The 25,583-nt window shown below is 59.4% G+C and carries 24 protein-coding genes; 13 read left to right on the forward strand and 11 right to left on the reverse strand.

Annotated features, from left to right (window positions below; genetic code table 11):
- Positions 1–2: 2 nt before the first annotated feature.
- The gene (locus J4E42_RS02505; protein ID WP_207284482.1) at positions 3–959 is read right to left on the reverse strand and encodes an AraC family transcriptional regulator; all 957 of its coding nucleotides are present in this window, start codon (positions 957–959) and stop codon (positions 3–5) included.
- A gap of 198 nt (positions 960–1,157) precedes the next feature.
- Between J4E42_RS02505 and J4E42_RS02510 the strand changes: the two genes are divergently transcribed.
- The 3 genes from J4E42_RS02510 (at position 1,158) to J4E42_RS02520 (ending at position 3,244) form a co-directional block, all read left to right on the forward strand.
- Positions 1,158–2,111, forward strand: a complete 954-nt coding sequence (locus J4E42_RS02510) for a diiron oxygenase (RefSeq protein WP_207284483.1) — start codon at positions 1,158–1,160, stop codon at positions 2,109–2,111.
- Positions 2,112–2,183: 72 nt separating this feature from the next.
- On the forward strand, positions 2,184–2,606 hold the full coding sequence (locus J4E42_RS02515) for an MAPEG family protein (RefSeq protein ID WP_192228253.1): 423 nt from the start codon (positions 2,184–2,186) through the stop codon (positions 2,604–2,606).
- A gap of 182 nt (positions 2,607–2,788) precedes the next feature.
- Positions 2,789–3,244 (forward strand): VOC family protein, encoded by a 456-nt coding sequence (locus J4E42_RS02520; protein ID WP_207284484.1) that lies wholly within the window; start codon positions 2,789–2,791, stop codon positions 3,242–3,244.
- A 73-nt stretch (positions 3,245–3,317) separates the two neighbouring features.
- Here J4E42_RS02520 and map read toward each other — a convergent pair whose 3' ends face one another.
- Positions 3,318–4,109: a type I methionyl aminopeptidase gene (gene map / locus J4E42_RS02525; RefSeq protein WP_207284485.1), complete on the reverse strand. Its 792-nt coding sequence runs from the start codon at positions 4,107–4,109 to the stop codon at positions 3,318–3,320.
- On the reverse strand, positions 4,106–4,372 hold the full coding sequence (locus J4E42_RS02530; RefSeq protein ID WP_008038842.1) for a ParD-like family protein: 267 nt from the start codon (positions 4,370–4,372) through the stop codon (positions 4,106–4,108). The genes map and J4E42_RS02530 overlap by 4 nt, the downstream gene beginning before the upstream one ends.
- 296 nt (positions 4,373–4,668) lie before the next feature.
- On the opposite strand from J4E42_RS02530, the gene J4E42_RS02535 reads away from it, so the two are divergent.
- Together J4E42_RS02535 and arsH are read left to right on the forward strand one after the other, a co-directional pair.
- Entirely contained in the window at positions 4,669–5,139 is a 471-nt protein-coding gene (locus J4E42_RS02535) for an arsenate reductase ArsC (RefSeq protein WP_207284486.1), read from the forward strand.
- A gap of 11 nt (positions 5,140–5,150) precedes the next feature.
- Positions 5,151–5,843 (forward strand): arsenical resistance protein ArsH, encoded by a 693-nt coding sequence (arsH, locus tag J4E42_RS02540; protein WP_008038847.1) that lies wholly within the window; start codon positions 5,151–5,153, stop codon positions 5,841–5,843.
- A 3-nt stretch (positions 5,844–5,846) separates the two neighbouring features.
- Here arsH and J4E42_RS02545 read toward each other — a convergent pair whose 3' ends face one another.
- Together J4E42_RS02545 and J4E42_RS02550 are read right to left on the reverse strand one after the other, a co-directional pair.
- The gene (locus tag J4E42_RS02545; protein WP_207284487.1) at positions 5,847–6,275 is read right to left on the reverse strand and encodes an arsenate reductase ArsC; all 429 of its coding nucleotides are present in this window, start codon (positions 6,273–6,275) and stop codon (positions 5,847–5,849) included.
- A 368-nt stretch (positions 6,276–6,643) separates the two neighbouring features.
- Complete coding sequence (locus tag J4E42_RS02550; protein ID WP_192228256.1) at positions 6,644–7,105, reverse strand: hypothetical protein; 462 nt, start codon at positions 7,103–7,105, stop codon at positions 6,644–6,646.
- Positions 7,106–7,463: 358 nt separating this feature from the next.
- On the opposite strand from J4E42_RS02550, the gene J4E42_RS02555 reads away from it, so the two are divergent.
- The 6 genes from J4E42_RS02555 to J4E42_RS02580 all read left to right on the forward strand — a co-directional run bounded on the left by J4E42_RS02555 (position 7,464) and on the right by J4E42_RS02580 (position 12,358).
- A complete protein-coding gene (locus J4E42_RS02555; protein WP_207284488.1) occupies positions 7,464–8,204 on the forward strand; it encodes a Mut7-C RNAse domain-containing protein in 741 nt (246 codons plus the stop codon).
- An 88-nt stretch (positions 8,205–8,292) separates the two neighbouring features.
- A complete protein-coding gene (napE, locus tag J4E42_RS02560; RefSeq protein ID WP_008038857.1) occupies positions 8,293–8,460 on the forward strand; it encodes a periplasmic nitrate reductase, NapE protein in 168 nt (55 codons plus the stop codon).
- Positions 8,461–8,493: 33 nt separating this feature from the next.
- Positions 8,494–8,754 (forward strand): chaperone NapD, encoded by a 261-nt coding sequence (locus J4E42_RS02565; RefSeq protein ID WP_008038861.1) that lies wholly within the window; start codon positions 8,494–8,496, stop codon positions 8,752–8,754.
- On the forward strand, positions 8,751–11,255 hold the full coding sequence (napA, locus tag J4E42_RS02570) for a nitrate reductase catalytic subunit NapA (RefSeq protein WP_207284489.1): 2,505 nt from the start codon (positions 8,751–8,753) through the stop codon (positions 11,253–11,255). Before J4E42_RS02565 ends, napA begins: the two co-directional genes overlap by 4 nt.
- Positions 11,256–11,266: 11 nt before the next feature.
- Positions 11,267–11,752, forward strand: a complete 486-nt coding sequence (locus J4E42_RS02575) for a nitrate reductase cytochrome c-type subunit (RefSeq protein ID WP_008038876.1) — start codon at positions 11,267–11,269, stop codon at positions 11,750–11,752.
- Between the two features lie 9 nt (positions 11,753–11,761).
- The gene (locus J4E42_RS02580) at positions 11,762–12,358 is read left to right on the forward strand and encodes a cytochrome c3 family protein (RefSeq protein WP_008038883.1); all 597 of its coding nucleotides are present in this window, start codon (positions 11,762–11,764) and stop codon (positions 12,356–12,358) included.
- Positions 12,359–12,424: 66 nt separating this feature from the next.
- Here the strand turns inward: J4E42_RS02580 and J4E42_RS02585 are convergent, their stop codons facing one another.
- The 4 genes from J4E42_RS02585 to J4E42_RS02600 all read right to left on the reverse strand — a co-directional run bounded on the left by J4E42_RS02585 (position 12,425) and on the right by J4E42_RS02600 (position 18,709).
- Positions 12,425–13,843: an efflux transporter outer membrane subunit gene (locus J4E42_RS02585; protein WP_207284490.1), complete on the reverse strand. Its 1,419-nt coding sequence runs from the start codon at positions 13,841–13,843 to the stop codon at positions 12,425–12,427.
- Positions 13,840–17,034: an efflux RND transporter permease subunit gene (locus J4E42_RS02590; protein WP_207284491.1), complete on the reverse strand. Its 3,195-nt coding sequence runs from the start codon at positions 17,032–17,034 to the stop codon at positions 13,840–13,842. Before J4E42_RS02590 ends, J4E42_RS02585 begins: the two co-directional genes overlap by 4 nt.
- An 11-nt stretch (positions 17,035–17,045) precedes the next feature.
- The gene (gene mexE / locus J4E42_RS02595; protein ID WP_207284492.1) at positions 17,046–18,290 is read right to left on the reverse strand and encodes a multidrug efflux RND transporter periplasmic adaptor subunit MexE; all 1,245 of its coding nucleotides are present in this window, start codon (positions 18,288–18,290) and stop codon (positions 17,046–17,048) included.
- 140 nt (positions 18,291–18,430) lie between these two features.
- Entirely contained in the window at positions 18,431–18,709 is a 279-nt protein-coding gene (locus J4E42_RS02600) for a LysR family transcriptional regulator (RefSeq protein ID WP_207284493.1), read from the reverse strand.
- A 172-nt stretch (positions 18,710–18,881) separates the two neighbouring features.
- Between J4E42_RS02600 and J4E42_RS02605 the strand changes: the two genes are divergently transcribed.
- Entirely contained in the window at positions 18,882–19,469 is a 588-nt protein-coding gene (locus tag J4E42_RS02605) for a TetR/AcrR family transcriptional regulator (RefSeq protein ID WP_207284494.1), read from the forward strand.
- An 11-nt stretch (positions 19,470–19,480) separates the two neighbouring features.
- Here the strand turns inward: J4E42_RS02605 and J4E42_RS02610 are convergent, their stop codons facing one another.
- Positions 19,481–22,504 carry an FAD-binding and (Fe-S)-binding domain-containing protein gene (locus J4E42_RS02610; RefSeq protein WP_207284495.1) on the reverse strand — a complete coding sequence of 1,008 codons (3,024 nt, stop codon included), beginning with the start codon at positions 22,502–22,504 and terminating at the stop codon, positions 19,481–19,483.
- A 156-nt stretch (positions 22,505–22,660) separates the two neighbouring features.
- Between J4E42_RS02610 and J4E42_RS02615 the strand changes: the two genes are divergently transcribed.
- On the forward strand, positions 22,661–23,545 hold the full coding sequence (locus J4E42_RS02615) for a LysR substrate-binding domain-containing protein (protein WP_207284496.1): 885 nt from the start codon (positions 22,661–22,663) through the stop codon (positions 23,543–23,545).
- A gap of 376 nt (positions 23,546–23,921) precedes the next feature.
- Here the strand turns inward: J4E42_RS02615 and J4E42_RS02620 are convergent, their stop codons facing one another.
- On the reverse strand, positions 23,922–25,466 hold the full coding sequence (locus J4E42_RS02620; RefSeq protein WP_207284497.1) for an amidase family protein: 1,545 nt from the start codon (positions 25,464–25,466) through the stop codon (positions 23,922–23,924).
- Positions 25,467–25,583 lie beyond the last annotated feature (117 nt).

Genomic DNA, 25,583 nt, shown 5'->3' on the forward strand with positions numbered 1-25,583 from the left:
TCTCATGCCGATTGCCTGCGCCAGGTGCCGGGTGATGTGCCGAACTGGCGTTTGAATGCGCGACTGAACGCGGCTTCGGATTCGTAGCCCACTGCAAAGCCGATTTGCGCCACATTGCCGCGACCTTCGCGCAGGTGTTGAGCCGCCACGTGCATGCGCCAGAGCGTCAGGTATTGCATTGGTGGCTGGCCGACCAATGCCGTGAATCGTTCCGCGAAAACCGAGCGCGACATGCCCACTTCAAGCGCCAGGGCTTCTGCCGTCCAGCCCTCGGTTGGGCGAGCATGAAGCAGCGCCAATGCGCGCCCGATATGCGGATCCCGCAAACCCGCCAGCCACCCGCGCCGTTCAGCGGGGAGGCTCGCGACATACTGGCTGACGGCTTCGACGAAGAGCAATTCCGATAGCTTGGCGATGACCGTTGTCGAGCCGACGCGCCCCGCCGCGATCTCGCTGACAGCAAACCGGAATGAGCTTTCAATCCAGGCTCCCGAAGCCGTCGCGCGCACGTCCAGTTTCAATAAGGATGGCAGCGACGAGAGCAACGGACTGAAAGGGGTTTCAGTGCCGAGGAACCCACACAATAACTGCGTGACCTCGCCGCCTCCGCCGCACTTGATACGTGAAATGCCGCCGACTTCCGGCGGCTGAATAACGTCGCGCGCCGACATGGGAGCAACGCTCAGGTCGCTGCCAAACGTATGAACGTCATTGCGCGGAAGCAGAATGAGTTCGCCTGCCCCCACGTCGAGAGGGGCTTTACCGTCGACTCTTAATTGCATGTGCCCCGCAGCGACAAAATGCGAAGCAATGACATGTCGAGGGGCTGCCAGGAACGGTTTGCAATCGTCCGCAGAGATTTTTCCGCTGAGGCACCAGGGCGCAGTGAATTCCGCCTCGAGGAAGACTCCTCCAGAGAGCCGAATGACACGCAAGACATCAGAAAGCGCATCCAGCAATTGCCAGCCCTCCTTTCCGGAGTCCGGAGCATGTAATCAGGCGCACCGGTCATTCTGCGCCTGAACGGCGAGGCCTAGATTAGCACCAACGCGGACTCAGTGATCAGGACGCCCCCCAGAGGTTTCACTCATGGTCACAGGCTCCGACGTTAACCGTAATGGCCCCCTTCCAGTTCGACCAGGAAGCAGGAGATCGATATGAACACCGTCGCAACCTTACCCGACGCAGATTCGGGCAACGCCGCCCGTTATGCTCAACTCGTCAGGTCCTCGAAAAAAGCCGAATGGCAGATCGATCGCGATTTGCTCCAGGACCGCCGCTTCGACTTCTCGCGCAAATTCTTGCCCGACGGACTCTCGCGGATCGACCGCCTGACCTTTCTCACCCTGGAAGAAGCGCGCCTGCTCAGCCAGATTCAGGGCCGAACCTATGCGTATATCTTTGGCCTGGTCGAGCGTTTCATCAGTGCCAAAATGCTCGATCAAGGTCGGGCCCATGTCTTTGACGATCAGCTCGCACTTGAAGCGCTGGTGCGATTTTCCAATGACGAGATCAAGCATCAGGAGCTGTTCCGGCGCATAGAAACGATGATGGATGCGCAATTGCCGGCGGGATATCGCCAAGTGGCCGATCCAAACGATGTGGCGCGTGCGGTACTGGCGGCCAGCACCTGGTCGGTGCTGGCGCTGACCTGTCATATCGAGCTGTTTGTTCAAACGCATTACGCAAAAAGCATCGCCCCGCGCGAGGAGTTGTGCCCGCTCTTCAAGGATGTCTTCAAATTTCACTGGAAGGATGAAAGCCGGCACGTCGTACTCGATGAGCTGGAATGGAAAGCGGAGCACGCGAAACTTTCGCCAGTCGAGCGCGACCAGGCAGTGAACGATCTGATTGCGCTGGTGGCAGCCGTCGATGCAATCCTGCAGGCACAATCGGCATCCGATGCCGACTACTTCATTCGCAATGTTTCACGCTCGTTCAGTGTTGACGAGACCGCGCAAATCAATGCCTCCGTGCTGGGCGCCTACCGCTGGCAGTACATTATCTCGGGCGTGCAGCATCCACATTTTGGCCAACTGCTTGCGCGCATGACAACACCCGAACAGATGTCCAGGATTCAGACCGCACTGGCTCCCATCATGAGCAACTGATCTACAGGGTGCGGCCGACCTCGCGTCGGCCGCGCGGATGTGCAATGACGTGCTGGATTGAGGATGGCAGCCATGACGATACCGATGTGGATGTTGCTGGGATTCGCGACCTGGACTTTGCTGCTGTTGATGGCAACCGTCGGGGTGTATCGCTGGGTCAGAATCCTGTTCTCGAATGTTCCGATTGCCTCTTTCCGAAGCGATCAGCCCGATGGCGAAGATTGGTATCGGCGCGGAACACGAGCGCATGCGAACTGTGTGGAAAACCTGCCCGTCTTTGGCGCCATCGTGTTCGTGATTTCAGCCCTTGGTATCAACACACCCGCCGTTGACTACTTGTCCATGCTCGTCCTGATCGCTCGCGTGTGCCAGTCTCTGGTTCACGTATCTCATGTGCAGACAAACAGGTTCGTGGCGGTTCGGTTTACCTTCTTTTGCGTTCAGTTGGTCTGTTTCCTTGCGCTCATTGTGATAGCGGCGAGTTACGGCGCATGAGTAAGGGATGAAGTGCTTGCTTGCCGCAAACGTCGAGGGCAATGCGTTGCCGCTCTCGGCAAGCATGCGGCACGGCCCCATCTCAGCGACGCTGTTCGGCTCGCAAACAAACCCCATGTAACCCCTTCTGATCCTGAGGGTGACGTCGTTATCATGGACGCCGGTTTGACAGGAGAAATGCAATGGAACTGAAGTTCAGTCACGTCGATGTACTGGTCACGAATCTTGAAGAAGCCTGTGCTTACTACGCACGGACACTGAAGGCCAGGATCTCTAAAACGCTCGTCTGGGAACGCGGTGGCCTGCACGTGCGCTACGCGATTGCGTTGATCGGTCAGGAGCGTTTCATGCTGGTGCAACCGTTGGCGGGGAACCTGAAAGAACTCCTGGATTCTTCGGGTGAAGGCATGATTTATCGCCACTGCTACTCCACGCCGGACATCGAGCAGGCCTATGACGAATTGATCGCCACGGGTGTTCAGCCAGAAGACGAAAACGGCAAACCCCTCGCCCGCGCGAACCTGCAATCCCCGTCCGGGGCCCGCATCATCTGGTTGCCCAAACGCTTCGGGCACTTCTCCATCGAGATATTGGAAGACAAGGCGCTGGAAGCATTTATCGAGGAGGCGTTTGCCTGAAAGAGGCCGGGGTGAATGTTCGCCATCGGCCTGCCGCCACCGCACAAATGCCAAAGGCCCGTCCAGGGCCGGGTTATCGGATAGCCGGGAACTCTTCGACGCTGTCAGGCCAGGCAGATAGAACCTCAAAGCCATCGTCAGTGACCGCCACCATGTGCTCCCACTGGGCCGAAAGGGAGTGATCCTTGGTGACAACTGTCCAGCCGTCCGCCAGGGTTTTCACGTGACGCTTACCCGCGTTCAACATGGGCTCAATGGTGAAAATCATGCCCGCTTTCAACTGCAATCCCTGGCCGGGATAGCCGTAATGGAGGATCTGCGGCTCATCGTGATAGACCTTGCCAATACCGTGACCGCAGTATTCGCGCACAACACTGAATCCATCCCTTTCGGCGACCGACTGAATGGCATAACCGATATCGCCCAGCGTGGCACCGGGGCGAACGACTCGAATACCGGCGCACAGCGCTTCGTAGGTAGTCTTGACCAAATGCCGAGCCTGCGGACTGGGTTCACCCACGTAATACATTCGACTGGTGTCGCCATACCAACCGTCCTTTTTGACAGCGACGTCGATATTCACAATGTCGCCATCCTTCAGGACAGTGGCCGAAGGCAGGCCATGGCAGACCACCTGATTGACGGACGTCAGCACGGTTTTCGGGTAGCCGAGATACCCGATATTCCCCGCAATGGCCTTTTGCACATTGACGATGTAGTCGTGACAGCGCTGATCGAGCTCGTCGGTGGTGACACCCGCTTTCACATAAGGCCCAATCATGGCCAGCACCTCGGCCGCCAGCGTTGCAGCGGCACGCGAGCTGGCGATGTCTGCCCGGGTATTGATGCGCACGTTCGCCCTCATTTCCTGGCTCCGATGGCTGCATGAACCTGTGGGCCTTGCGAACTTTCTTCGAGGGCGCAGAGCTTCTTCAAATCAAGACCGCCTTGCAGTTCTGCGCGAATCAGCATGCGGCAAATGTCGCTGTGATCCAGGTCGGGGTGTAATTCGGCAAGCATCCCGATACGCATCCAGTGCTCGGCCTGAGCGTTGATCGAGCGACTCAACGCATCGCTCGCGACGCGCAGATGCTCATGCATGTCTTCAGAAATTTTTACGATGCCCATGAGCTTCACTATATGAAATGGATATGGAACGTATATTAGTCGGTTTGGGCGCTAAATCAAATGCACGTTATGGCAATGAGGAAGGAATACTGATGGATCTGATCGATCAGCCTGCAAAGGTAGTAATGATTTGGGCGAATGAGTCAGCCCTACGGACTCTGCATCGGCCTCGTTCTCAAAGACCGCATTCCAGCAACGCCCCATGCCAGGCAATGAATTGACATTCAGACAGTATTTGACCTATCCATATGGAAAACCGTATATTCGATTAACCATATGTACTCAGAGAAGTCACCATGCGCGTTCTGTTCATGTGCACCGCCAATAGCTGCCGCAGCATCCTCTCCGAAGCGATGTTCAATCATCTCGCGCCGCAAGGTTTTCAGGCAGTCAGTGCCGGCAGCTTCCCCAAGGGCCAGGTTCTGCCGCGCAGTCTTGTGACGCTGCAAGAAGCCGGCATCGCGATTGACGGGTTGAGCAGTAAAGGCAACGACGCCTTCGAAGCCAACCCGCCGGACATTGTCATCACCGTCTGCGACAAGGCTGCCGGCGAGGCGTGCCCGGTTTACTTCGGGCCGGCGCTGAAGGCCCATTGGGGATTGGAAGATCCGTCCGAGGTGAAGGGCGACGACGCGGTCGTGACCGCGGCCTTCCACTCGACCCTGGCGCGCATCGAAACACGCTGCCGGGCCTTCCTCGCCCTGCCCTTCGGCGAACTTGACCGGGATGCGTTGAAGCGCGAACTCGATCGCATCAGCACCCTGTAACCGGAGCCCTCATGTCCCACGAACTGCCCAATCTAGACGCCTCCCTGATTCAATCCATTGCCGGTGACGACATCCCGCACAAGCCGCGAATCCTGCTGTTGTACGGGTCGACTCGACCGCGCTCATTCAGTCGTCTGCTGATCGAGGAAGCCGCCCGATTGCTCGAACATTTCGGTGCAGAAACGCGAATCTTCAATCCATCCGGTCTTCCTCTGCCGGACGATGCACCGACCGATCACCCGAAAGTCCAGGAACTGCTCGAACTGATGCAATGGTCCGAAGGACAGGTCTGGTGTTCGCCTGAACGTCATGGCTCGATGTCGGCCGTGTTCAAGGCGCAGATAGACTGGGTACCGCTCGCGCTAGGCGCCATTCGCCCGACCCAGGGCAAAACCCTCGCGGTCATGCAAGTCAGTGGTGGCTCTCAGTCGTTTAACGTGGTGAATCAACTGCGCGTGCTGGGACGCTGGATGCGGATGTTCACCATCCCCAATCAATCTTCCGTGCCGAAGGCTTATCTGGAATTCGACGAAGACAACCGTATGAAACCGTCCGCGCTTTATGACCGGGTGGTGGACGTCATGGAGGAGCTGGTGAAGTTCACCCTGTTGCTGCGCGAGCGCCCGGACCTGGTTGACCGTTACTCGGAACGCAAGGAGTCGGCGGAGGAACTGACCCGGCGGGTGAATCAGCGGTCGATTTGAATCTCAAGCATGAGCGCTTGAATGCCTCATTTTGACAGTGACGAACATTTTGACGCGGTCGTGAATTTCCTGGAGAGCATGTCGAAAAGGTTCATGCCGTTCACTGCTCGCCGGATCCTCAAAATTCCACGTCATCACTTCGTCAGAGATCGGCATCTTGCCCGCCTCTTCCGATGATTTGTCACACAGCGTGATGACATAGTCGAACTGCTGGCCTTCAAACTCGCTGATTGATTTGCTGCGCAAGCCGGTTGCGTCGACGCCGATATGTTCCAGCGACTCAAGCGTTCGCGGATCGACTTCACTGGCTTCCAGCCCCGCGCTGAAGGCTTCAAAGTGTTCGGAGTCGGTATGTTTCAGGAGAGACTCCGCCATCAATGAACGAATGTCATTTTTAGCGCAGACGAACAGCACCCGGAATTTTTCGGTCATGAGCAACGCCCCCTCTTTCAAGACAGTGAACGGAACATCGGTTGCTGTTATTAGAGCAGTGATTGCGCCGAAGGGAAGTCCTGACCGATGGGAAGCACGTGAAATAAAGTGCGGATTGAAGAATTGTCACGAGGCTGTCATTTATCTTAAGTAATACTGACTTCAACCCGTTGCGGGCTCTTTCAATGGCTGCCATTTTTGGCAGCTTTTTTTGCCTGCCGCTTATGCCGTCTCAAACATCAATTAATCCTCGCGATCCTGCCTCCCTCCAACGTTTTATAGATCGCAATAAAAAACGCCAGCGCTGGCGAGATAGAGGAAACCCTATCTCGCCACACCGGTGTCGCAGTTGTCGGCAGCCCCCACTATCAGCCCTGCGCTTTGCTCATTTTGGTGAACAGCTCGGTTGGCACTTTCTTGCCGTTGGAGGTGAACTGGTTGGTGCGGAATTTGTAGACCTCGCCTTCGGAAAGGAAACCGTCGTTGTTGGTGTCCATCGCCTTGAACTCTTCAGCACCCTTTGGGGCCACGGTCAGCAATTCTTTCAGGGAAACGCGGCCGTCGTGGTCGGTGTCGGTACGGGCGAAGGAAGCGTCGCCGCATTTGCCTTCACCGCACTTGCCTTCACCGGCCTTGGTGACTTTGGCGCCGGTTTCGCTGGCGCCGCACTTGCCTTCGCCACACTTGCCTTCACTGGTCTTTTCCGCCGCGGCGAGTTGGTAGCCTTGAGGCAGTGCGTCAGCGGCGAAGGCGGACGAAGCGAGGTTCATGCAGCCGACCAGTGAAACAGCGATCAGGCCAATACGGGATTTGTTCGAAAGACGGGACATGGTTATTTCTCCGGATACTGTGTGCGGTAAGGCCGCTCAGGGTCATGCCGCCAGGGCTATAAGCCGTGGTGCGAGGTGCGTTTGCTTTCTCGCTAAGGCCAGGCTATTTGACTGCAACCGTGTATCCCGGATGTATCCGGATCGTGGGGCATTTGTACGCCAGCATCTTTACGGCGGGTCTGGATACACAGCGATACATTTGGCCCACTGTTTTTTATCCTGGTGGCCTGGAAGGCCCTGAACAAATCGGCACCAAACCTATCCCTGAGCAATTCCAACACGATCGTAGTCGGGGCCCCGCCGCAGAAGGTGTCCGGGCCAGACTCGCTCATCCTGCAGCCCTGCCATACTGTTCATCATGGCCAGTGCAACCTTCCGCTTCTACGAGGAGCTCAACGATTTCCTGCCGGCCGAACGACGGCGGCAGTCATTCACCTGCAAGTGCGCGCGAGGGGCGACGGTCAAGCACATGATCGAGGCGCTCGGGATACCGCACACGGAGGTCGAACTGGTGTTGCTCAACGGCGAGTCGGTGGGTTTCGAGCGGGTGATCTTCGATGATGACCGGTTGGCGGTATATCCCAAGTTCGAAACGCTGGACATCAGCCCGCTGTTAAAGGTTCGTGCTCAACCTTTACGGGTGCTGCGCTTCGTCGCGGATGCGCACCTGGGCGGGCTGGCCAACCTGCTGCGCATGAGCGGCTTCGACACCCTCTACGACAATGGCTTCGAGGATGGCGAGATCGCTGAGATCGCCTCGCAGCAAGGACGTATCGTGCTGACCCGTGACCGCGAACTGCTCAAGCGGCGGATCATCAGCCATGGCTGTTACGTGCATGCCCTGAAACCGTCGCTGCAGCTGCGCGAATTGTACGAGCGCCTCGACCTGGCGCGTAGCGCGCGGCCATTCAGCCTGTGCCTTCATTGCAACCTGCCGCTGCACGAGATCAGCCCGGAACTGGCCCGGTCGCAGGTGCCGCCACGCGTTGGCGCGCTCTATTCTCACTTCCTGCGCTGCGACGCCTGCCAACGGATTTACTGGAAGGGTTCGCACTGGCGCAGCATGTGTGCACTGCTGGCACCTCTGCTGGACCGATAGTTAACCATTGGTCGAGAAAAACTCAGGGCAGAAGTCCTCCCCTTAACTACTGATCTAGTATCAACGCAAGTTTCGGCAGGAGATTCTCATGTCGTTGGCTGAAGAACAAAAACCGCAGCGTCGCAAAGAAGCCCGGCTGTTTGTCTTTCTTGTCGTCTGCCTTTTTCCGCTGCTGTCGGTCGCGATAGTGGGCGGCTATGGCTTCCTCATCTGGTTTTTCCAAATGCTCTACGGCCCGCCCGGACCACCTAACTGATAGTTCTCTTTCAGAGCCTGTTGGAGTCAGCGCATGGACGAAACTCTGCATATAGCCAGCCTGGTGGTACTTGCCCGACCTGAACTATTCGACGCCGTCAAAGCCAACTTGCGTCTTTTGGACGGCCTGGAATTACATCACGAAAGTGCCGCCGGAAAACTGGTGGTCGTGCTTGAGGCCAGCCACGAAAATCAGATCCTGCAACGTATCGAGCAAATCAACAATCTGCCGGGTGTGCTCAACGCCGCGTTGATCTATCACGAACTCCTAGAGCCCACAGGAGACACCGAATGAGCATGTCCCGCCGACAGTTCGTCAAGGCCCAGGCCGCGGCCATCGCAGCCGCCGCCGCTGGCCTGCCGATTGCCACCTCCGCCAGTAACCTGATTACCGAAGCGGACATGGTCACCCTGGACTGGAACAAGGCGCCCTGCCGTTTCTGCGGCACCGGGTGCAGCGTGATGGTCGCGACCCGCGACAACCGGGTGGTCGCCACCCATGGCGACGTCAAGGCCGAGGTCAATCGCGGACTCAACTGCGTGAAGGGCTATTTTCTCTCCAAAATCATGTACGGCGTGGACCGCCTGACCCAGCCACTGCTGCGCATGACCAACGGCCAGTTCGACAAACAGGGCGAATTCCAGCCGATCAGCTGGGACCAGGCCTTCGACATCATGGAAGAAAAGTTCAAGCAAGCCCTGAAGAACAAAGGCCCGGAATCGATCGGCATGTTCGGTTCCGGGCAATGGACGGTTTGGGAAGGTTACGCGGCCAACAAATTGATGAAAGCCGGTTTTCGCAGCAACAACATCGACCCCAACGCCCGCCATTGCATGGCCTCGGCGGTGATGGGTTTCATGCGCACTTTTGGCGCGGATGAACCGATGGGCTGCTACGACGACATCGAAGCCACCGACGCCTTTGTGCTGTGGGGCTCGAACATGGCTGAGATGCACCCGATTCTATGGAGCCGGGTCACCGACCGGCGCCTGAGCCAGCCGCATGTGAAAGTCGCGGTGCTGTCGACCTTCGAGCATCGCAGCTTCGAACTGGCCGATATTCCCATGGTATTCGCGCCGCAATCCGACCTGCTGATCCTCAATTACATTGCCAACCACATCATTGAAAACGGTAAGGTCGATAAGGATTTCATCAGCAAGCACACGCGCTTCGCCAAAGGCGCCGATGACATCGGCTACGGCTTGCGTCCCGACGACCCACGGGAAAAACAGGCGAAGAATGCCGACAAGGCCAATACCTGGACCGATATGTCCTTCGAGCAGTTCGCCGCGTTCGTCAAACCCTACACCCTGGAACGTACCGCGAAAGAGTCCGGCGTTGCCCCGGAACGCCTCAAGGCCCTGGCTGAACTTTATGCGGACCCCGAACGCAAGGTCGTGTCGTTCTGGACCATGGGTTTCAACCAACACACACGCGGGGTGTGGGCCAACAACCTGATCTATAACATCCACCTGCTCACCGGCAAGATCAGCGAGCCGGGCAACAGCCCATTCTCGTTGACCGGCCAGCCGTCGGCCTGTGGCACTGCGCGGGAGGTCGGCACCTTCTCCCACCGCTTACCCGCCGACATGGTAGTGACCAATCCCAAGCACCGCGCCACCGCAGAACAGATCTGGAAACTGCCGGCCGGCACCATCCAGGAGAAAGTCGGTTTTCACGCGGTACAACAGAGCCGCATGCTCAAGGACGGCGTCCTCAACGTGTATTGGACCCAGGCCAGCAACAACATGCACGCCGGGCCGAACATCATGCAGGAAGTCTTGCCTGGCTGGCGCAACCCGGAAAACTTCGTCATCGTCTCGGACGTCTACCCCACCGTTTCCGCCCAGGCCGCCGACCTGATCCTGCCCAGCGCCATGTGGGTGGAAAAGGAAGGCGCCTTTGGCAATGCCGAACGTCGCACGCAGTTCTGGCATCAATTGGTCAGCGCACCGGGAGACGCCAAATCGGACTTGTGGCAGCTGATGGAGTTTTCCAAACGCTTCACCACCGACGAAACCTGGCCCGCCGAGTTGCTGGCCAAATCGCCGCAATACAAAGGCAAAACCCTATTCGAGGTTCTATTCAAGAACGGTCAGGTCGACCAGTTTCCCGTCGAGCAAATCGAGGCCGGCTACAAGAACGACGAAGCCAAGGCCTTTGGTTTCTATGCGCAAAAAGGCTTGTTCGAAGAGTACGCCCGGTTCGGTCGTGGCCACGGCCATGACCTGGCGCCCTTCGACCTTTACCACAGCGAACGGGGCCTGCGCTGGCCGGTGGTCGACGGCAAGGAGACCCGCTGGCGTTATCGCGAGGGCCTCGATCCTTACGTGGAGGCCGGCAGCGAAGTGCAGTTCTATGGCTACCCGGACAAGAAGGCGATCATCTTCGCCCTGCCCTACGAGCCACCGGCCGAAATCCCGGATGCTGACTACCCGTTCTGGCTGAGCACCGGCCGGGTCCTCGAACACTGGCATACGGGCAGCATGACCCAGCGAGTCGAGGAGTTGTACAGAGCGGTGCCGGACGCCCTGGTGTACATGCATCCGGAGGACGCCAAGGCCTTGAAGGCACGGCGTGGCAGTGAAGTGAAGCTGATCAGCCGCCGCGGTGAAATCCGCGCGCGCATCGAAACCCGCGGGCGCAACAAACCACCCCGCGGCCTGGTGTTCGTACCGTTTTTCGATGCCAACAAGTTGATCAACAAGGTCACGCTCGACGCCACCGACCCGATCTCCAAGCAGACCGACTACAAGAAATGCGCCATCCGCATCGAGTTGATCAGCGCGGCTTGAGGAGAACCGTCATGACTTTTCGAATCCTGCCCCTGGTACTGCTTGCCGCAATGGGCATGGTGCTCGCCGCCGAGGTCGATTACCCGCTGGATGCCCCCGGCCCCGACGGTCGCCGCCCCGGCGGCACCCTCACCCGGAGCATGCCCGCGCCACCGATTGCCAACGATGAAAACAAGGACCTGAAGCGCGAGCGCAACTATCCTGACCAGCCGCCGACCATTCCCCACAGCATTCGCGGGTACCAGATCGACAAGAACGGCAACAAATGCCTGACGTGCCACAGCCGGGCCAATAGCGCGCGCACCCAGGCGACGATGATCAGCATCACCCACTACATGGACCGCGACGGTCAGGCGCTGGCGGCGGTCTCGCCCCGGCGCTACTTCTGTACTCAGTGCCACGTGCCGCAAAAAGAGGTACTGCCGCTGGTGGGCAACACCTTTGAAACCATCGACAAAATCCTGCAAGACGATGCCAACGCTGCGCAAAAACCTTGAGGAGGCGCCATGAAAGCACTGTTCGCCCTGCTTAAGGATTATTGGGGCATCCTCTGTCGACCCAGCGTTTACTTCAGCCTGGGGTTTCTGACACTGGGCGGCTTTATCGCCGGGATCATTTTCTGGGGCGGTTTCAACACAGCGCTGGAGCTGACCAACACCGAGAAGTTCTGTATTTCCTGCCACGAGATGCGAGACAACGTCTATGTCGAGTTGCAGGACACCATTCACTACACCAACCGATCCGGTGTGCGCGCCAGTTGCCCGGACTGCCACGTCCCCCATGAGTGGACGCACAAGATCGCGCGCAAGATGCAGGCATCGAAGGAAGTCTGGGGCAAGCTGTTCGGCACCATCGACACCCGCGACAAATTCCTCACCTTGCGCCGTGAACTGGCGGAACATGAATGGGCCAGGCTCAAGGCCAACGACTCGCGCGAATGTCGCAACTGCCACAACTTTGAGTTCATGGACTTTACCCGCCAGGGCAAACGCGCTGCGGCCATGCACTCCACCGCATTGGCCAAGGGCGAGGCCACTTGCATCGACTGCCACAAGGGCATTGCGCACAAGTTGCCCGATATGAGTGGAGTGAAAGGATGGTGATGCATCCGAAATATCCGACCGGACGCCCCACACCGTCAGCGTAGGGCGACAGATCTCACACCGGCATCAGTTCGTGGTTACCACTTTTTTGCCGCCACTGTCCCACCCTCCTCCCAACGCCTTATAGATCGCGACGATGCCCCGGTACTGATCAATCTCACCCAGCGCCTGCGCATCCTCGGCGTTCAGGCGTTCACGCTGCGCATCGAGCAAAACCAGATAATCCACCGTGCCTTCCTTGTACTGGATCGCCGCCAGGTCTGCCGCCGCTCGGCTGGACTCGCTTTGCCGGATCAACGACAGCAGCCGTTGCTGGCGTTTGCCGTAGTCGCTGAAGGCGTTTTCCGACTCTTCCAGCGCCAGCAGCACTTGCTGTTCGTAGGTGGCCAAGGCGCCTTCGGCATTCGCGTCGGCACCCCGGATGCGCGCTCGCACACTGCCCAGGTCAAAAGCTGCCCAGGTAATGCTCGGTCCCAATCCCCAGGCTCTGGCGGCACTTGAACCAATCTGCGATCCACGGCCAGCGGTGAAACCGAGGAAGCCGCTCAAGCTCACTCTCGGGAACAGGTCGGCGGTGGCCACGCCGATTTCCGCCGTGGAGGACGCCAGCCTGCGCTCGGCGGCGAGCACATCGGGACGCCGGCGCAGCAGCTCGGCGGGATCACCGATCGGCAATGCTTTGGCGATGGATGGCAACTGCGCAGGGCTCAACGACACGCTCAACGTATCCGGGCGTTCACCCAACAGCGTGGCGATGCGGTTTTTCTGCCGCACCTGTTCCGCTTGCAGTTGCGGAACCGTCGCCTCGACAGCCGCCAAACGTGCGTCGGCACGCACCACGTCGAGCTCATTACCCACGCCGGCATCGCGCAGGCTGACCGTCACGCTGCGCGAATCCTGCTGATTCTTCAGGTTGGCCAGGGCAATTTTTTCCCGCAACTGCGCGCCGCGCAATTGGCCGTAGGCATCCACCAGCTCGGCGATCATTGTCACGCGAAGCTGAAACAAGTCTGCGGCGGCAGCGTCTTCCTGGGCGCTGCTGGATTCCAGTTGACGCTGGATCCGGCCGAACAGATCGACTTCCCAAGCCATGTCGAGGCCCAGGTCGTAGCGTTCGATATTGACGCGGCTTTCGGTCAGGCCAGGCACTTGCGACTTGCCATGCTGGCTGCTGACGCGGCTGGTGACAACCGGCAAAATGTCATTGCTGACGTCATCACGAATCGCCCGGGCCGCTTTCCAGCGGGCAAACGCGACGCGCAAGTCGCGGTTGCCCTCCAGGGATTTGCTCACCAACTGATTGAGCGTGGGGTCATCAAACTGTTGCCACCACACCGTTTCAAAACGCGATTGATCGTAGGCACTGCCTTGGGCAGACACGACATTGGCAGGCGCGGTGTCCGGCGTTTTGTAGTCGGGGCCTACCGTGCAGGCGCCGAGCGCGACGACCAGAAGGCTGGGTAAAAAAAGCTTCAAGGTGTTCATGAATGTGCCTCCTGGTTAAGTGCGTTTGCCTGATGAGCCTTGGTGACCTTGCGCGCGTTTTTGCGCTCGATGTAGCGACGAATCAGCACGAAGAACACGGGCGTCAGCAGCAACCCGAAGAAGGTCACGCCGAGCATCCCGGAGAACACCGCGACACCCATCGCACGACGCATTTCCGAGCCGGCACCCGTGGACGTCACCAACGGAATCACCCCCATGATGAACGCGAAGGACGTCATCAGAATCGGCCGCAGACGCATGCGGCAAGCGTCCAGCACTGCATCCAGCGGCGACATGCCCTGGTCCTGTTTATCCTTGGCGAACTCGACGATCAGGATCGCGTTTTTGCAGGCCAGGCCGACCAACACGATCAGGCCGATCTGGGTGAAGATGTTGTTGTCGCCCTTGGAAATGATCACCCCGGCAATCGCCGACAGCAGGGTCATCGGCACGATCAGGATCACCGCCAATGGCAGGCTCCAGCTTTCATACAGCGCCGCCAGCACCAGGAACGCCAACAGCACGCAGAGCGGGAACACCAGCAAAGCCGTGTTGCCCGACAAAATCTGCTGGTAGGTCAGGTCGGTCCACTCGTACGTCATGCCGTTGGGCAATTCTTCCTTGAGCAACTTTTCAATCGCGGCTTGTGCCTGTCCGGAGCTGTAGCCGGGGGCTGCACTGCCGTTGATTTCGGCGGTGAGGAAACCGTTGTAGTGCGAGACCCGGTCAGGGCCTGACGTCGGGCTGACCTTGACGAACGTGGCGAGCGGAATCATTTCGCCGCGATCATTGCGCACCTTCAACTGACCGATCTGTTCCGGCTCCTGGCGGAACTGCTGCTCAGCCTGCACGTTGACCTGATAGGTCCGGCCAAAACGGTTGAAGTCGTTGGCGTACAGCGAGCCCAGGTAGACCTGCAAGGTGTCGAAAATATCGTTGATCTTCACCCCGTGAGTCTTGGCTTTTTCCCGGTCAATGGCGGCTTCGACCTGCGGCACGTTCACGGTGTAGCTGGTGAACAGGTTGGCCAGCTCCGGCGTGCTACGGCTCTTGGCGATGATGTTCATCGTCTCTTTGTACAGCTCGTCGTAGCCCAGGTTGCCACGGTCTTCGATCTGCAGACGGAAGCCACCGATGGTGCCCAGGCCTTGTACCGGCGGTGGCGGGAACACGGCGATGTAGGCGTCCTGAATGCCGCCGAACTTGCCGTTGAGCGAGGCGGAAATCGCCTTGGCAGACAGGCTCGGGTCTTTACGCTCTTCGAACGAACTCAAGCCGATGAACGCAATACCGGCGTTCGGGCTGTTGGTGAAGCCGTTGATTGAAAGGCCCGGGAATGCCACGGCACTGTCGAAACCCGGCTCGTTCATGGCGATGGTGCTCATGCGACGGATCACCGACTCGGTGCGGTCGAGACTCGCGGCGTCCGGCAATTGCGCGAAGGTCACCAGGTACTTTTTGTCCTGGGTCGGCACGAAGCCGGTCGGCGTGGTGCTGAAACCCATCCAGGTCATGGCGATCAGACCGGCGTACACCAACAACGCTACGCTGCTGCCACGAATGACTTTGGCCACGGCAACCATGTAGCCGTGACTGGCCTTTTCGAAGAAACGGTTGAACGGTTTGAACAGCCAGCCACCGAGCAAACGATCCAGCACTCTGGAGAACCGGTCTTTCGGTGCGCCATGGGCCTTAAGCAACACCGCTGCCAACGCCGGTGACAGAGTCAGGGAGTTGAACGCCGAGATCACCGTGGAGATCGCGATGGTCAACGCGAACTGTTTGTAGAACTGTCCCGTAAGACCCGAGATGAAAGCCGCAGGCACGAACACCGCGCACAGCACCAGCGCCGTGGCGATGATCGGCCCGGTCACTTCGCCCATGGCTTTCTTGGTCGCCTCGACCGGCTCCAGTCCGGATTCAATGTTTCGTTCGACGTTCTCCACCACCACAATGGCATCGTCGACCACGATCCCGATGGCGAGGACCAGGCCGAACAGCGACAGCGCGTTGAGCGAAAATCCGAGTAGGTGCATCACGGCAAACGTACCGATCAGCGACACAGGCACGGCCACCAAAGGAATGATCGAAGCGCGCCAGGTTTGCAGGAACAGGATGACGACCAGCACCACGAGAATCAGTGCTTCAAACAGCGTGTGCACCACCGCCTCAATCGAGCTGCGGACGAAAATCGTCGGGTCGTAGACGATCTCGTAATCCATGCCTTCCGGGAAGTTTTTCTTCAGCTCGGCCATCTTCGCCCGCACCTGGTCGGAGACGTCGATGGCGTTGGAACCTGGCCGCTGGAAGATCGGCATCGCCACCGCTTCCTGGTTGTTGAGCAAGGCGCGCAAGGCGTACTGGTTGGAACCCAGTTCGATCCGGGCAATGTCCTTCAGGCGCGTGATTTCGCCGTTCGGGCCACTGCGCACGATCACGTTTTCAAACTCTTCTTCGCTGACCAACCGCCCTTGGGAGTTGATCGACATCTGGAAGCTGGTGGCATTTGGTGCGGGTGGCGAACCCAGTTGCCCGGCGGCGACTTGACGGTTCTGTTCACGCACCGCTGTGACCACATCAGTGGCAGTCAGATTACGCGAGGCGGTTTTATCCGGATCGAGCCAGATACGCAGCGAGTAATCGCCGATGCCGAACATCTTCACATCGCCGATCCCTTCCAGACGCGACAGCTCGTCCTTGACGTTGAGGATCGCGTAGTTGGACAGGTAGAGCATGTCGTAGCGTTTGTCCGGCGACACCAAGTGCACCAGCAACGTCAGCTCGGGGGACGCCTTGTCGACGGTGATACCGATACGCGTCACTTCCTCGGGCAGCTTGGGCTCGGTACGGGTCACGCGGTTCTGGACCTGGACCTGGGCGTTGTCCAGGTCGGTGCCCAACGCGAAGGTCACGGTCAGGGTGAGCCGGCCGTCAGCCGTGGTTTGCGAGGACATGTACAGCATGTTCTCGACACCGGTGATGGCTTGCTCCAAAGGGGCTGCCACGGTTTCGCCGATGACTTTCGGGTTGGCGCCCGGGTAGTTGGCGTGAACGACGACGGTCGGTGGAACCACTTCCGGATATTCACTGATCGGCAACTGGAACAGCGAGATCGCGCCGGCGATCAGGATCAGCAGCGACAGCACCGCCGCAAAGATCGGCCGCGTGATAAAGAACTGGGAGAACTTCATGTCGGTGCTCCTTATCCGCGAGGTGCAGCGGCAGAATCCGCTTTCACCAGGGCAGGTGATTTAGCGGCAGCCAGCTGATTGGAGGCTTCGATGGCCTGACGTTGGCGAGCCAGTGTGGCGACGGTTTCCGGGCTGGCCATCGGCGCATCCTGCGGATCGATCACTGCGCCGGGCCGCACGCGCTGCAAGCCGTTGATGACGATGCGATCGTCTTTCTGCAAGCCGCTGCGCACGATGCGCAAGCCTTCAAGCTTCGGCCCCAGATCGACGCTGCGATACACGGCTTTGTTGTCCTGATCGACCACCAGCACGAATTTTTTGCCGAGGTCGGTGCCCACCGCTTCGTCCTTGATCAACAGGCCGGGATAGGCGGCGCTGCCCACCAGTTTCAACCGGGCGTACAGGCCGGGGGTGTATTGACCGTCTGCGTTGTCGAACACCGCGCGACCACGGATGGTGCCGGTTTTCGGATTGACCTGGTTGTCGACGAAGTTCATCTGCCCGAGGTGGCTGTTGCCCTCCTCGTTCGACAGGCCCATGTACACCGGCGTGGTTTGACCGCGCTGGCCCTGGCGGGAAAGCAGGCTGTACTTGAGGAACATGCGCTCGTCCGCATCGAAATAGGCGTAGACCTTGTCCGTGGAGACCACGCTGGTCAGCGCTGTAGTGTCGGCGGTCACGATGTTGCCGGCGGTGATTTCCGCACGGCTGACGCGGCCGGTGATCGGCGCGGTAACGCGGGTGAAACTGAGGTTCAAACGCGCCAGATCCAGCTGCGCCTGAATGGCATCGACACCGGCCCTGGCCTCTTGCGCCGTGGTCGTGCGGGTGTCGGCGAGCTCTGCGGAGATCGCGTTGCTGCTCAATAGACGTTGGCCGCGCTGCGCTTCGTTGCCGGTGCGGACCAGGGTGGCGCGTGCCTGTTGCAACTGCGCCTCGATGCGATGCACCTCATGTTCGAACGGCCGTGGATCAATCTGGAACAGCAAGTCGCCCTTCTTCACCAGCGCGCCATCGGTAAAGGCAACACGTTCAATCTGGCCCGACACCCGTGGACGAACCTCGACGGTTTCCGGTGCTTCCAGGCGAGCGGTGACTTCATCCCACTCGGTAATGGGCTGCTCGAGCACTTTGGCGACGGTAACGTGCGGCGCCCCCGGAGCCTGTGCGGCGCTGGGTGTACGTTCACACGCGGCAAGCATCAGCAGCGCCAACGCAGCCAAGGGATAACGCAAAGGTTTGAGTGACTGTTCCATGGGGTGTGTCCGCCAGACGGTTTGGGATTTTGCGGATTCTCGGCCTCGCGCGAGGTCACGACGAATCGAACGGAGTGAAGTTGGCTATCATCATTAATGATAGCCGTCATGTTTAAGGGTAAAAAAAAGGGTCGACCCGGTTAACTCCCCCTGTGAGCGATTGCCGAACACACGCAATCCAGCGCTGGCCCCAGCGTCTGCGCCGCACTCAATGCCCGTGGGGTGGGCACCATTCGGCGACCGATGCGCTCGAACAAAGGGTCGTTGAACAACTTGCGCAAACGCACCAGCGCCGCGCTGATGGCGGGCTGGCCCAGCGACAATTTCTCAGCGGTGCGGGTGAGGTTTCGCTCCTGAATCAGCGTGTCGAACACCACCAGCAGATTCAGATCGATACTGTGCAGATCATTACGTTTCATGGGGCAGGTCCACGTAGAGATTTTTGACTTGAGCCACAGGCGGGGAATCCGCCAGACTTGAGTCGATACCGGAAAAGCCATTGCAGCGACTTTATATGACGCGCATCATCAATACCAGCCTCTCAGCACAGCTTTTCCCAAGCGATGCCGACCTGGCGACAGGAGCAGACTCATGAAAGTCACGAAAGACCAGGCCGCCGCAAACAAAGAGGCGATCCTCACGGCCGCGTCCCGGCTGTATCGGGAAAAGGGAATCGACGGCATCGGCATTGGTGAACTGTCGCGCTCCGTGGGCCTGACCCATGGCGGCTTTTACGGACAGTTTCCGGGCGGCAAGGAGCAGTTGGCTTCAGAAGCCGTCACCCGCACGTTCGAGTCCAATATCCAGGACTGGCGGGACGCCAAATCCATTCCCGAGCTCATCAAGGGTTACCTGACGCAAGGGCACCTGGATAACTGGACCGAAGGCTGCCCCATCCCGGCATTGGGCGCTGACGTTGCCCGCGCCGGCGGGACCGTCAGCAACTCCTTCACCAAAGGCGTCGAGCGTTTGATCGAAACGTTGATGGCGCTGGTCGAGGGGGAAAGTCACGAGGAGAAATACCAGGAATCGCTGCGCATCCTGTCATCGATAGCCGGGGCGATGTTGATTGCCAGGGCGTTGGACAACCCTGAGTTGTCCGGGCAGTTCCTGCAATCGGTGATCAGTGCCTGGCCTGCTGCTCCCGAGAAAGAAGAGCAGGCAGGCGTTCCGGACTGACGCCCTACTCTTCACTCAACGAGCACATGCTCCAACACCACCTCCAGCGGGTGACGCAGTTGCTTGCTGGCCAGGCGCTTGACCTGGCTGCGGCACGAATACCCCGTCGCCAGCGCTTCACCCGCCTTGTCCAGCTTGCCCGCCCATGACTGCTCGAAGATAGTCCGCGAGGTCTCCTGGTTACGCGCTTCATGGCCGTAGGTGCCCGACATGCCGCAACAGCCGGTTGCCTCGGTCACCAGCTTCAGCCCAAGCCTGGCAAACACGGTTTCCCATTGCGAGGTGCTGGCCGGGACGTTGGTCTTCTCGGTGCAGTGCGCCATCAAACGGAACGTCTGATCAGCGTGACGGGACCTTTCAGGCAACACATCAACCAGCCATTCCTGGGGCAGCAAGACTTTCGGGCAGCCGTCGAGGCCCGGCACTTTCTGATATTCCTGGCGATAGACCAGCGTCATCGCCGGGTCCAGGCCAACCAACGGCACGCCACAGTCGGCCAGGGCCTTGAGCTGATTGGCGTTGCGGATCGCCGCTTTGGCGAATGCACCGAGGAAACCCTGCACGTGCAAAGGCTTGCCGTTGGCACTGTAGGGCGCCAGAAACACGCGGTAGCCCAACTGATGCGCCAACTGGATATAGCTCGCCAACAGCGGTGTTTCAAAGTAGCGGGTGAAGGCGTCCTGCACCAACACCACGCTTCGCTCACGTTGTGCGGCAGTCAGTTCGCGCAGGGCGGGCACGCTGGCGACAGCGACTTTGCAGCGGGTCAACGTGTTCTGCAGGTCGAAGCGGTGGATCAGCGGACTGTCGAGCATGCCGACGTGTCGCTCCAGCAAACGACTCACCCATTTCGAACCCATCACCGCGTTGTACAGGCCCGGCGCGTAGGCCATGTAGGGAATGGTGAACTCCAGCGAGCCGATCAGATAATCGCGCATCGGGCGTTGATAGCGACCGTGATACAGCTCGAGAAAACGCGAGCGGAATTCCGGGACATTGACCTTGACCGGGCATTGTCCCGCGCAGGATTTGCAGGCCAGGCAGCCGGCCATGGCGTCGTACACCTCATGGGAGAAATCCGCCTCGCCGCGCGAGCGCGCCAGGTTGTTGCGCAGTCGCGTCGGCAACCCGCTCAACCACGTCAACTTGCCCCGGGCCGCTTGCAACACATCAATATTGGCCGCGCCTTGCAGACGCAACCACTCGCGAATCAATGACGCCCTGCCCTTCGGCGAATGCTGGCGTTCCCGCGTGGCTTTCCACGACGGGCACATCGCATCGTTGGGGTCATAGTTGTAGCAAGCGCCGTTGCCGTTGCAGTGCACGGCGCTGCCGAAGCTCTGCCACACGCGCTCATCGATTTGCCGATCCAGATCACCGCGCAGCGTCACCTCGTTAACCTTGAGCAAGCCTTGGGCCGCATCCGGCGGGGTGCAGATCTTGCCGGGATTGAGCTGATTGTGCGGGTCGAACGCGCCCTTGAGCGATTGCAGCGCCGGGTACAGTTCGCCAAAAAAATCGGGGACATATTCCGAGCGCAAACCCTTGCCGTGCTCGCCCCACAACAGGCCCCCATAACGCCGGGTCAGCTCGGCCACGGCATCGGAAATCGGCTTGACCAGTGCGGCCTGCTTCGGGTCTTTCATGTCCAGCGCCGGACGCACATGCAACACGCCGGCATCGACGTGACCGAACATGCCGTAGGCCAGGCCATGGCTGTCGAGCAATGCGCGGAACTCGGTGATGTAGTCGGCCAGTTTCTCAGGCGGTACGGCGGTGTCTTCAACAAACGGCTGCGGGCGGACTTCGCCTTCGACATTGCCCAATAACCCGACGGAGCGCTTACGCATGGTGTAGACACGGGTCACCGCTTCAGCACCTTCGGCCAGCGTGTGGCCCAGCCGTTCGATCGTCGTATCGGCCTGCAAATGCGTCACGAACGACGCCACGCGAGCGTTTACCTCCGTCAGGTCTTCGCCGCTGAACTCAACCAGGTTGATACCCAGCGTCGGGCGCTCGGCATCCGTCGGGAAATACTCGGCGACGCTGTGCCAGACGATGTCTTTCATCGCCAGCAGCAACACTTTGGAGTCCACGGTTTCGATGGACAGCGGCTTGTGCGCCAGCAACGCGTTGGCATCGCGCAGCGCATCCATGAAGCTGCTGTAGCGCACGTTCACCAGCACCGAATACTTGGGAATCGGCAGCACGTTGAGCTTGGCTTCGACGAGGTAACTCAACGAACCTTCCGCACCGCACAGCACGCTATTGAGGTTGAAACGCCCCTGCTCGTCGCGCAGGTGCGCCAGGTCGTAACCGGTCAGGCAGCGATTGAGTTTGGGGAACACCGCCTCGATCAGCTCGGCCTGGGTTTCCTGGATCTGCCGTGCGGTGCGGTACACCTCGCCGATACGGCCGGGTTGCGCACATGCAGCTTCCAGCTGTGCGTCGGACAGCGGCTGGCTGTGCAGGCGCTCACCGCCGAGCAGTACGCTGTCCAGTTCCAGCACATGATCGCGGGTCTTGCCATAGGTGCAACTGCCCTGGCCGCTGGCGTCCGTGTTGATCATGCCGCCAACGGTGGCCCGGTTGGACGTCGACAGCTCCGGGGCGAAAAACAATCCATGAGGTTTTAGCGCGGCATTGAGCTGGTCTTTGACCACGCCCGCCTGCACCCGCACCCAACGTTCGGCGACGTTGATTTCGAGGATGGTGTTCATGTGTCGCGACAGGTCAACCACGATGCCATCGGTCAACGACTGGCCGTTGGTGCCGGTGCCGCCGCCACGCGGGGTCAGCTTGATCTGGCGAAAGCGCGGTTCGGCCATCAATGTTGCGATGCGCACGATGTCGTCTGCATCCAGTGGGAACACCGCCGCTTGCGGCAGACGCTGGTAAATCGAGTTGTCGGTCGCCAGCACGGTGCGGGTGGCGTAGTCGGCACTGAGCTGACCGCGGAAACCGGCGGCACGCAAGGCCTGGAGGAATTCCGGGTACTGTGCGGCGGGTGCAGCGGTAGGCAACTGGGCGATCATCGCTGGAAAATCTCTTGTAGGTCTAATCACGGAAATCAAAATACTTGTCGCCTGAGCATTAATAGGTCAGCCTCAGGTCGTCGGCCAAGCCAATGATCCTGTAGGTTTTGGTGCCGGACAAACGGATAATCCTGCCGCTATCGATGACTTTTACGAATGAATTACCGCCATCTCACCCCGTCCATGTCCTTGCTGTTGGCGTTTGAAGCCGCCGCCCGGCATGAAAGCTATACCCGCGCCGCGCTGGAGCTGTCACTGACCCAAAGCGCCGTCAGCAGGCAAGTCCAGGCGCTGGAGCAGCAACTGGGCCTGACGCTGTTTCGTCGCGAAGGTCGGCAGGTGCAATTGACCGACGTCGGTCGTCTTTACCAGCGGGAAATGAGCGACGCGCTCGGGCGCATCCGCAGCGCCACATTGCAGGCGCTGGCTTATCAGTCAGGCAGCGGCACCTTGCGCCTGGCCACATTGCCCACGTTCGGTTCGAAGTGGTTGTTGCCGCGCCTTCATGACTTCTACAAAACCCATCCCGGCATGCTGGTGCACATCAACTCCCGGATCGAAGCCATCGACTTCGAAACCAGTGGCATCGATGCCGCGATCGTCGTCGGCACGGCCGACTCGCCGGGCCTGATCAGCCATCGGTTGCATACGGAAGAGTTGATGGTGATCATTTCTCCAGAAGCGACCGAGGCCCATGACGCCTGGCCCCCGGAACGCATCGGCGGACAGACGCTGCTCAACGTCGCGAACAACGCCAACGTCTGGGGCGAGTGGTTCAGCCACCACGGCCTGCCCCATCGAATGATGCGGCTGGGGCCGAGTTTCGAACTCACTTCACACTTGATCCAGGCCGTGAGAGCGGGCATCGGTATCGGTCTGGTGCCGCGCATCCTGGTGACCGACGAACTGGCCAACGCCGAGTTGATCAGCCTGGACCAACCCTTCGCCAGCCAGCGCAGTTACTACCTGACCTATCCACCGCGCAACGAAAGGCTGCCGTCGCTGATCGCGTTCCGTACCTGGTTGCTGGCGCAGATATGACGGCGTCCGTGGATACACCGCGTCGTCTGCATCGCCAGCAAGCCGGCTCCTACAGTGCAGCGGCGCACACAAGACCCAGCCTCACCCTGTAGGAGCCGGCTTGCTGGCGATCCGGGCAACCCGGTGTGCCAGACAAACCGCCATCGCTGGCAAGCCAGCTCCTACAAGGTGTGCGTCGCTCACCCGATCAATGAACACCCCAATCCTGTAGGAGCCGGCTTGCCGGCGATCCGGGCAACCCGGTGTGCCAGACAAACCGCCATCGCTGGCAAGCCAGCTCCTACAAGGTGTGCGTCGTTCACCCGATCAATGAACACCCCAATCCTGTAGGAGCCGGCTTGCTGGCGATCCAGACAACGCGGGGCATCAGGAAAACCTACCGTTCAAGAAACGAGTACCCGAAACTCACCACCTTGGCGTCTTCCCCATAGCCGCCCAGGAACGAAACACCCACCGGCAAATTGCCCTTTATGGTGCCCGCAGGAACCGTGATCTCGGGGAACCCGGTCGCGGAGGCAATGTACGAAGACGCATAGGTATCACCGGCCTTGCAGACGTAACTGTCATCCGTCACGCCATGAACCACCGACGCCGGGCAATTGATGGTCGCGAAAAACAGGCTGTCCACTTTGTTCTTCTGCATGATGCCCATCAGTTGCGCACGCAATTGCGGAATCTTTCTGGAGAGGATCGAGATGTACAACGGCGAATCGGTGCTATTGGTTTTCGATAGCGCTTCCAGCCCGGCCAGGCGCGCCGGGTTCATTCCGTGCGGACCATTTTCGGCCTGATTTTTCCTGGCAAGCCCCAGAAACCCTTCCAGCGTCCGCGGTTGGTTGGCACCGAGGGTTGCCAGGTAGCGTTCGAATTGCGGCTTGAATTCGCTCTCTCCCACCGGCCCCAGCACATCGCTCCAAAGCGTTTCAAAGCCCTTTGGCAGGTCAATGGCAACGACATGAGCCCCCCGCTTGGCAAGCGTTTCCTGAGCGGCCGTGAAAACCGCATCCACCTCAGGGTTTGCGCCTTTGAAGTTTGTGATGACCCCGATGCTCTTGCCTTTAAGTGAGGTACGGTCCAGCGCTTGCTCAAACTGTATGCGGTCTGAAGCCACGTCCAGAGTCGCGGAATCGCTGTTGTCCTGGCCCTTGATCGCATCCAGCACGATTGCCTGATCCACCACACTGCGGGTGATCACTCCACCGGTATCGAACGCGAGCGACAGCGGAATGATGCCGCTGCGACTGATCAGCCCGAGCGAAGGTCGAAAGCCCACGGTACCGGTGACGCTGGCCGGCGCCCGGATCGACCCGCTGGTATCCGACCCCAACGCAAAAGGCGCAAATTTCGCCGCCACCGCCGCAGCCGAGCCGCTGCTGGAGCCAGACGCATCGCGCTTGGTGTTGCTGGGATTCAGCGTCTGCCCGCCAAACGAGCTGTAGCCAAACCAGCCAAAGGATGCAGCCAGTTCGGACATGTTCGCTTTGCCGAGAAGAATCGCTTGCCCGTCGATCAGCTTCTTGACGGTAAAGGCATCCTGGTTCGGCAGAGAGGATCGCAACACATAAGAACCACCAGAGGTGACCATGCCACGGGTATCAAAGTTGTCCTTCGCGACAAAGGGAATCCCGGCCAGAGGCGCATATTCAGCAGCAGGATTTTTGGCTCGTTGGGCATCCCATTTCCGCGCCTGCTCGATCGCTGCTCCATTGATCGTCACCAGCGCGTTGATGTTTTGGCCCTGGTGATTGTTGGCGCGAATGTTATCCAGGTAATGCCTGACCAGTTGCTCGGAAGTGATAGTCCCGTTGTTCAACGCCTGCCGCATATCGGCGAGCGTCATGTGGTCGATGGCAACATCGGCTTGAGCACTTGCCGTAAACATCACGAATGACCATGCCACGAACTTTTTAATCGACTGCATTAATGATTCTCCAGGCGAACGCGTTCCCTGTAGGAGCCGGCTTGCTGGCGAAAGCGGTGGGTCAGTCGACAGATTATTTGACTGAACGGACGCAATCGTCGGAACGCCGCCCGCAGC

This window comes from Pseudomonas sp. FW300-N2A2, from assembly GCF_017351735.1.
GTDB lineage: Bacteria > Pseudomonadota > Gammaproteobacteria > Pseudomonadales > Pseudomonadaceae > Aquipseudomonas > Aquipseudomonas migulae.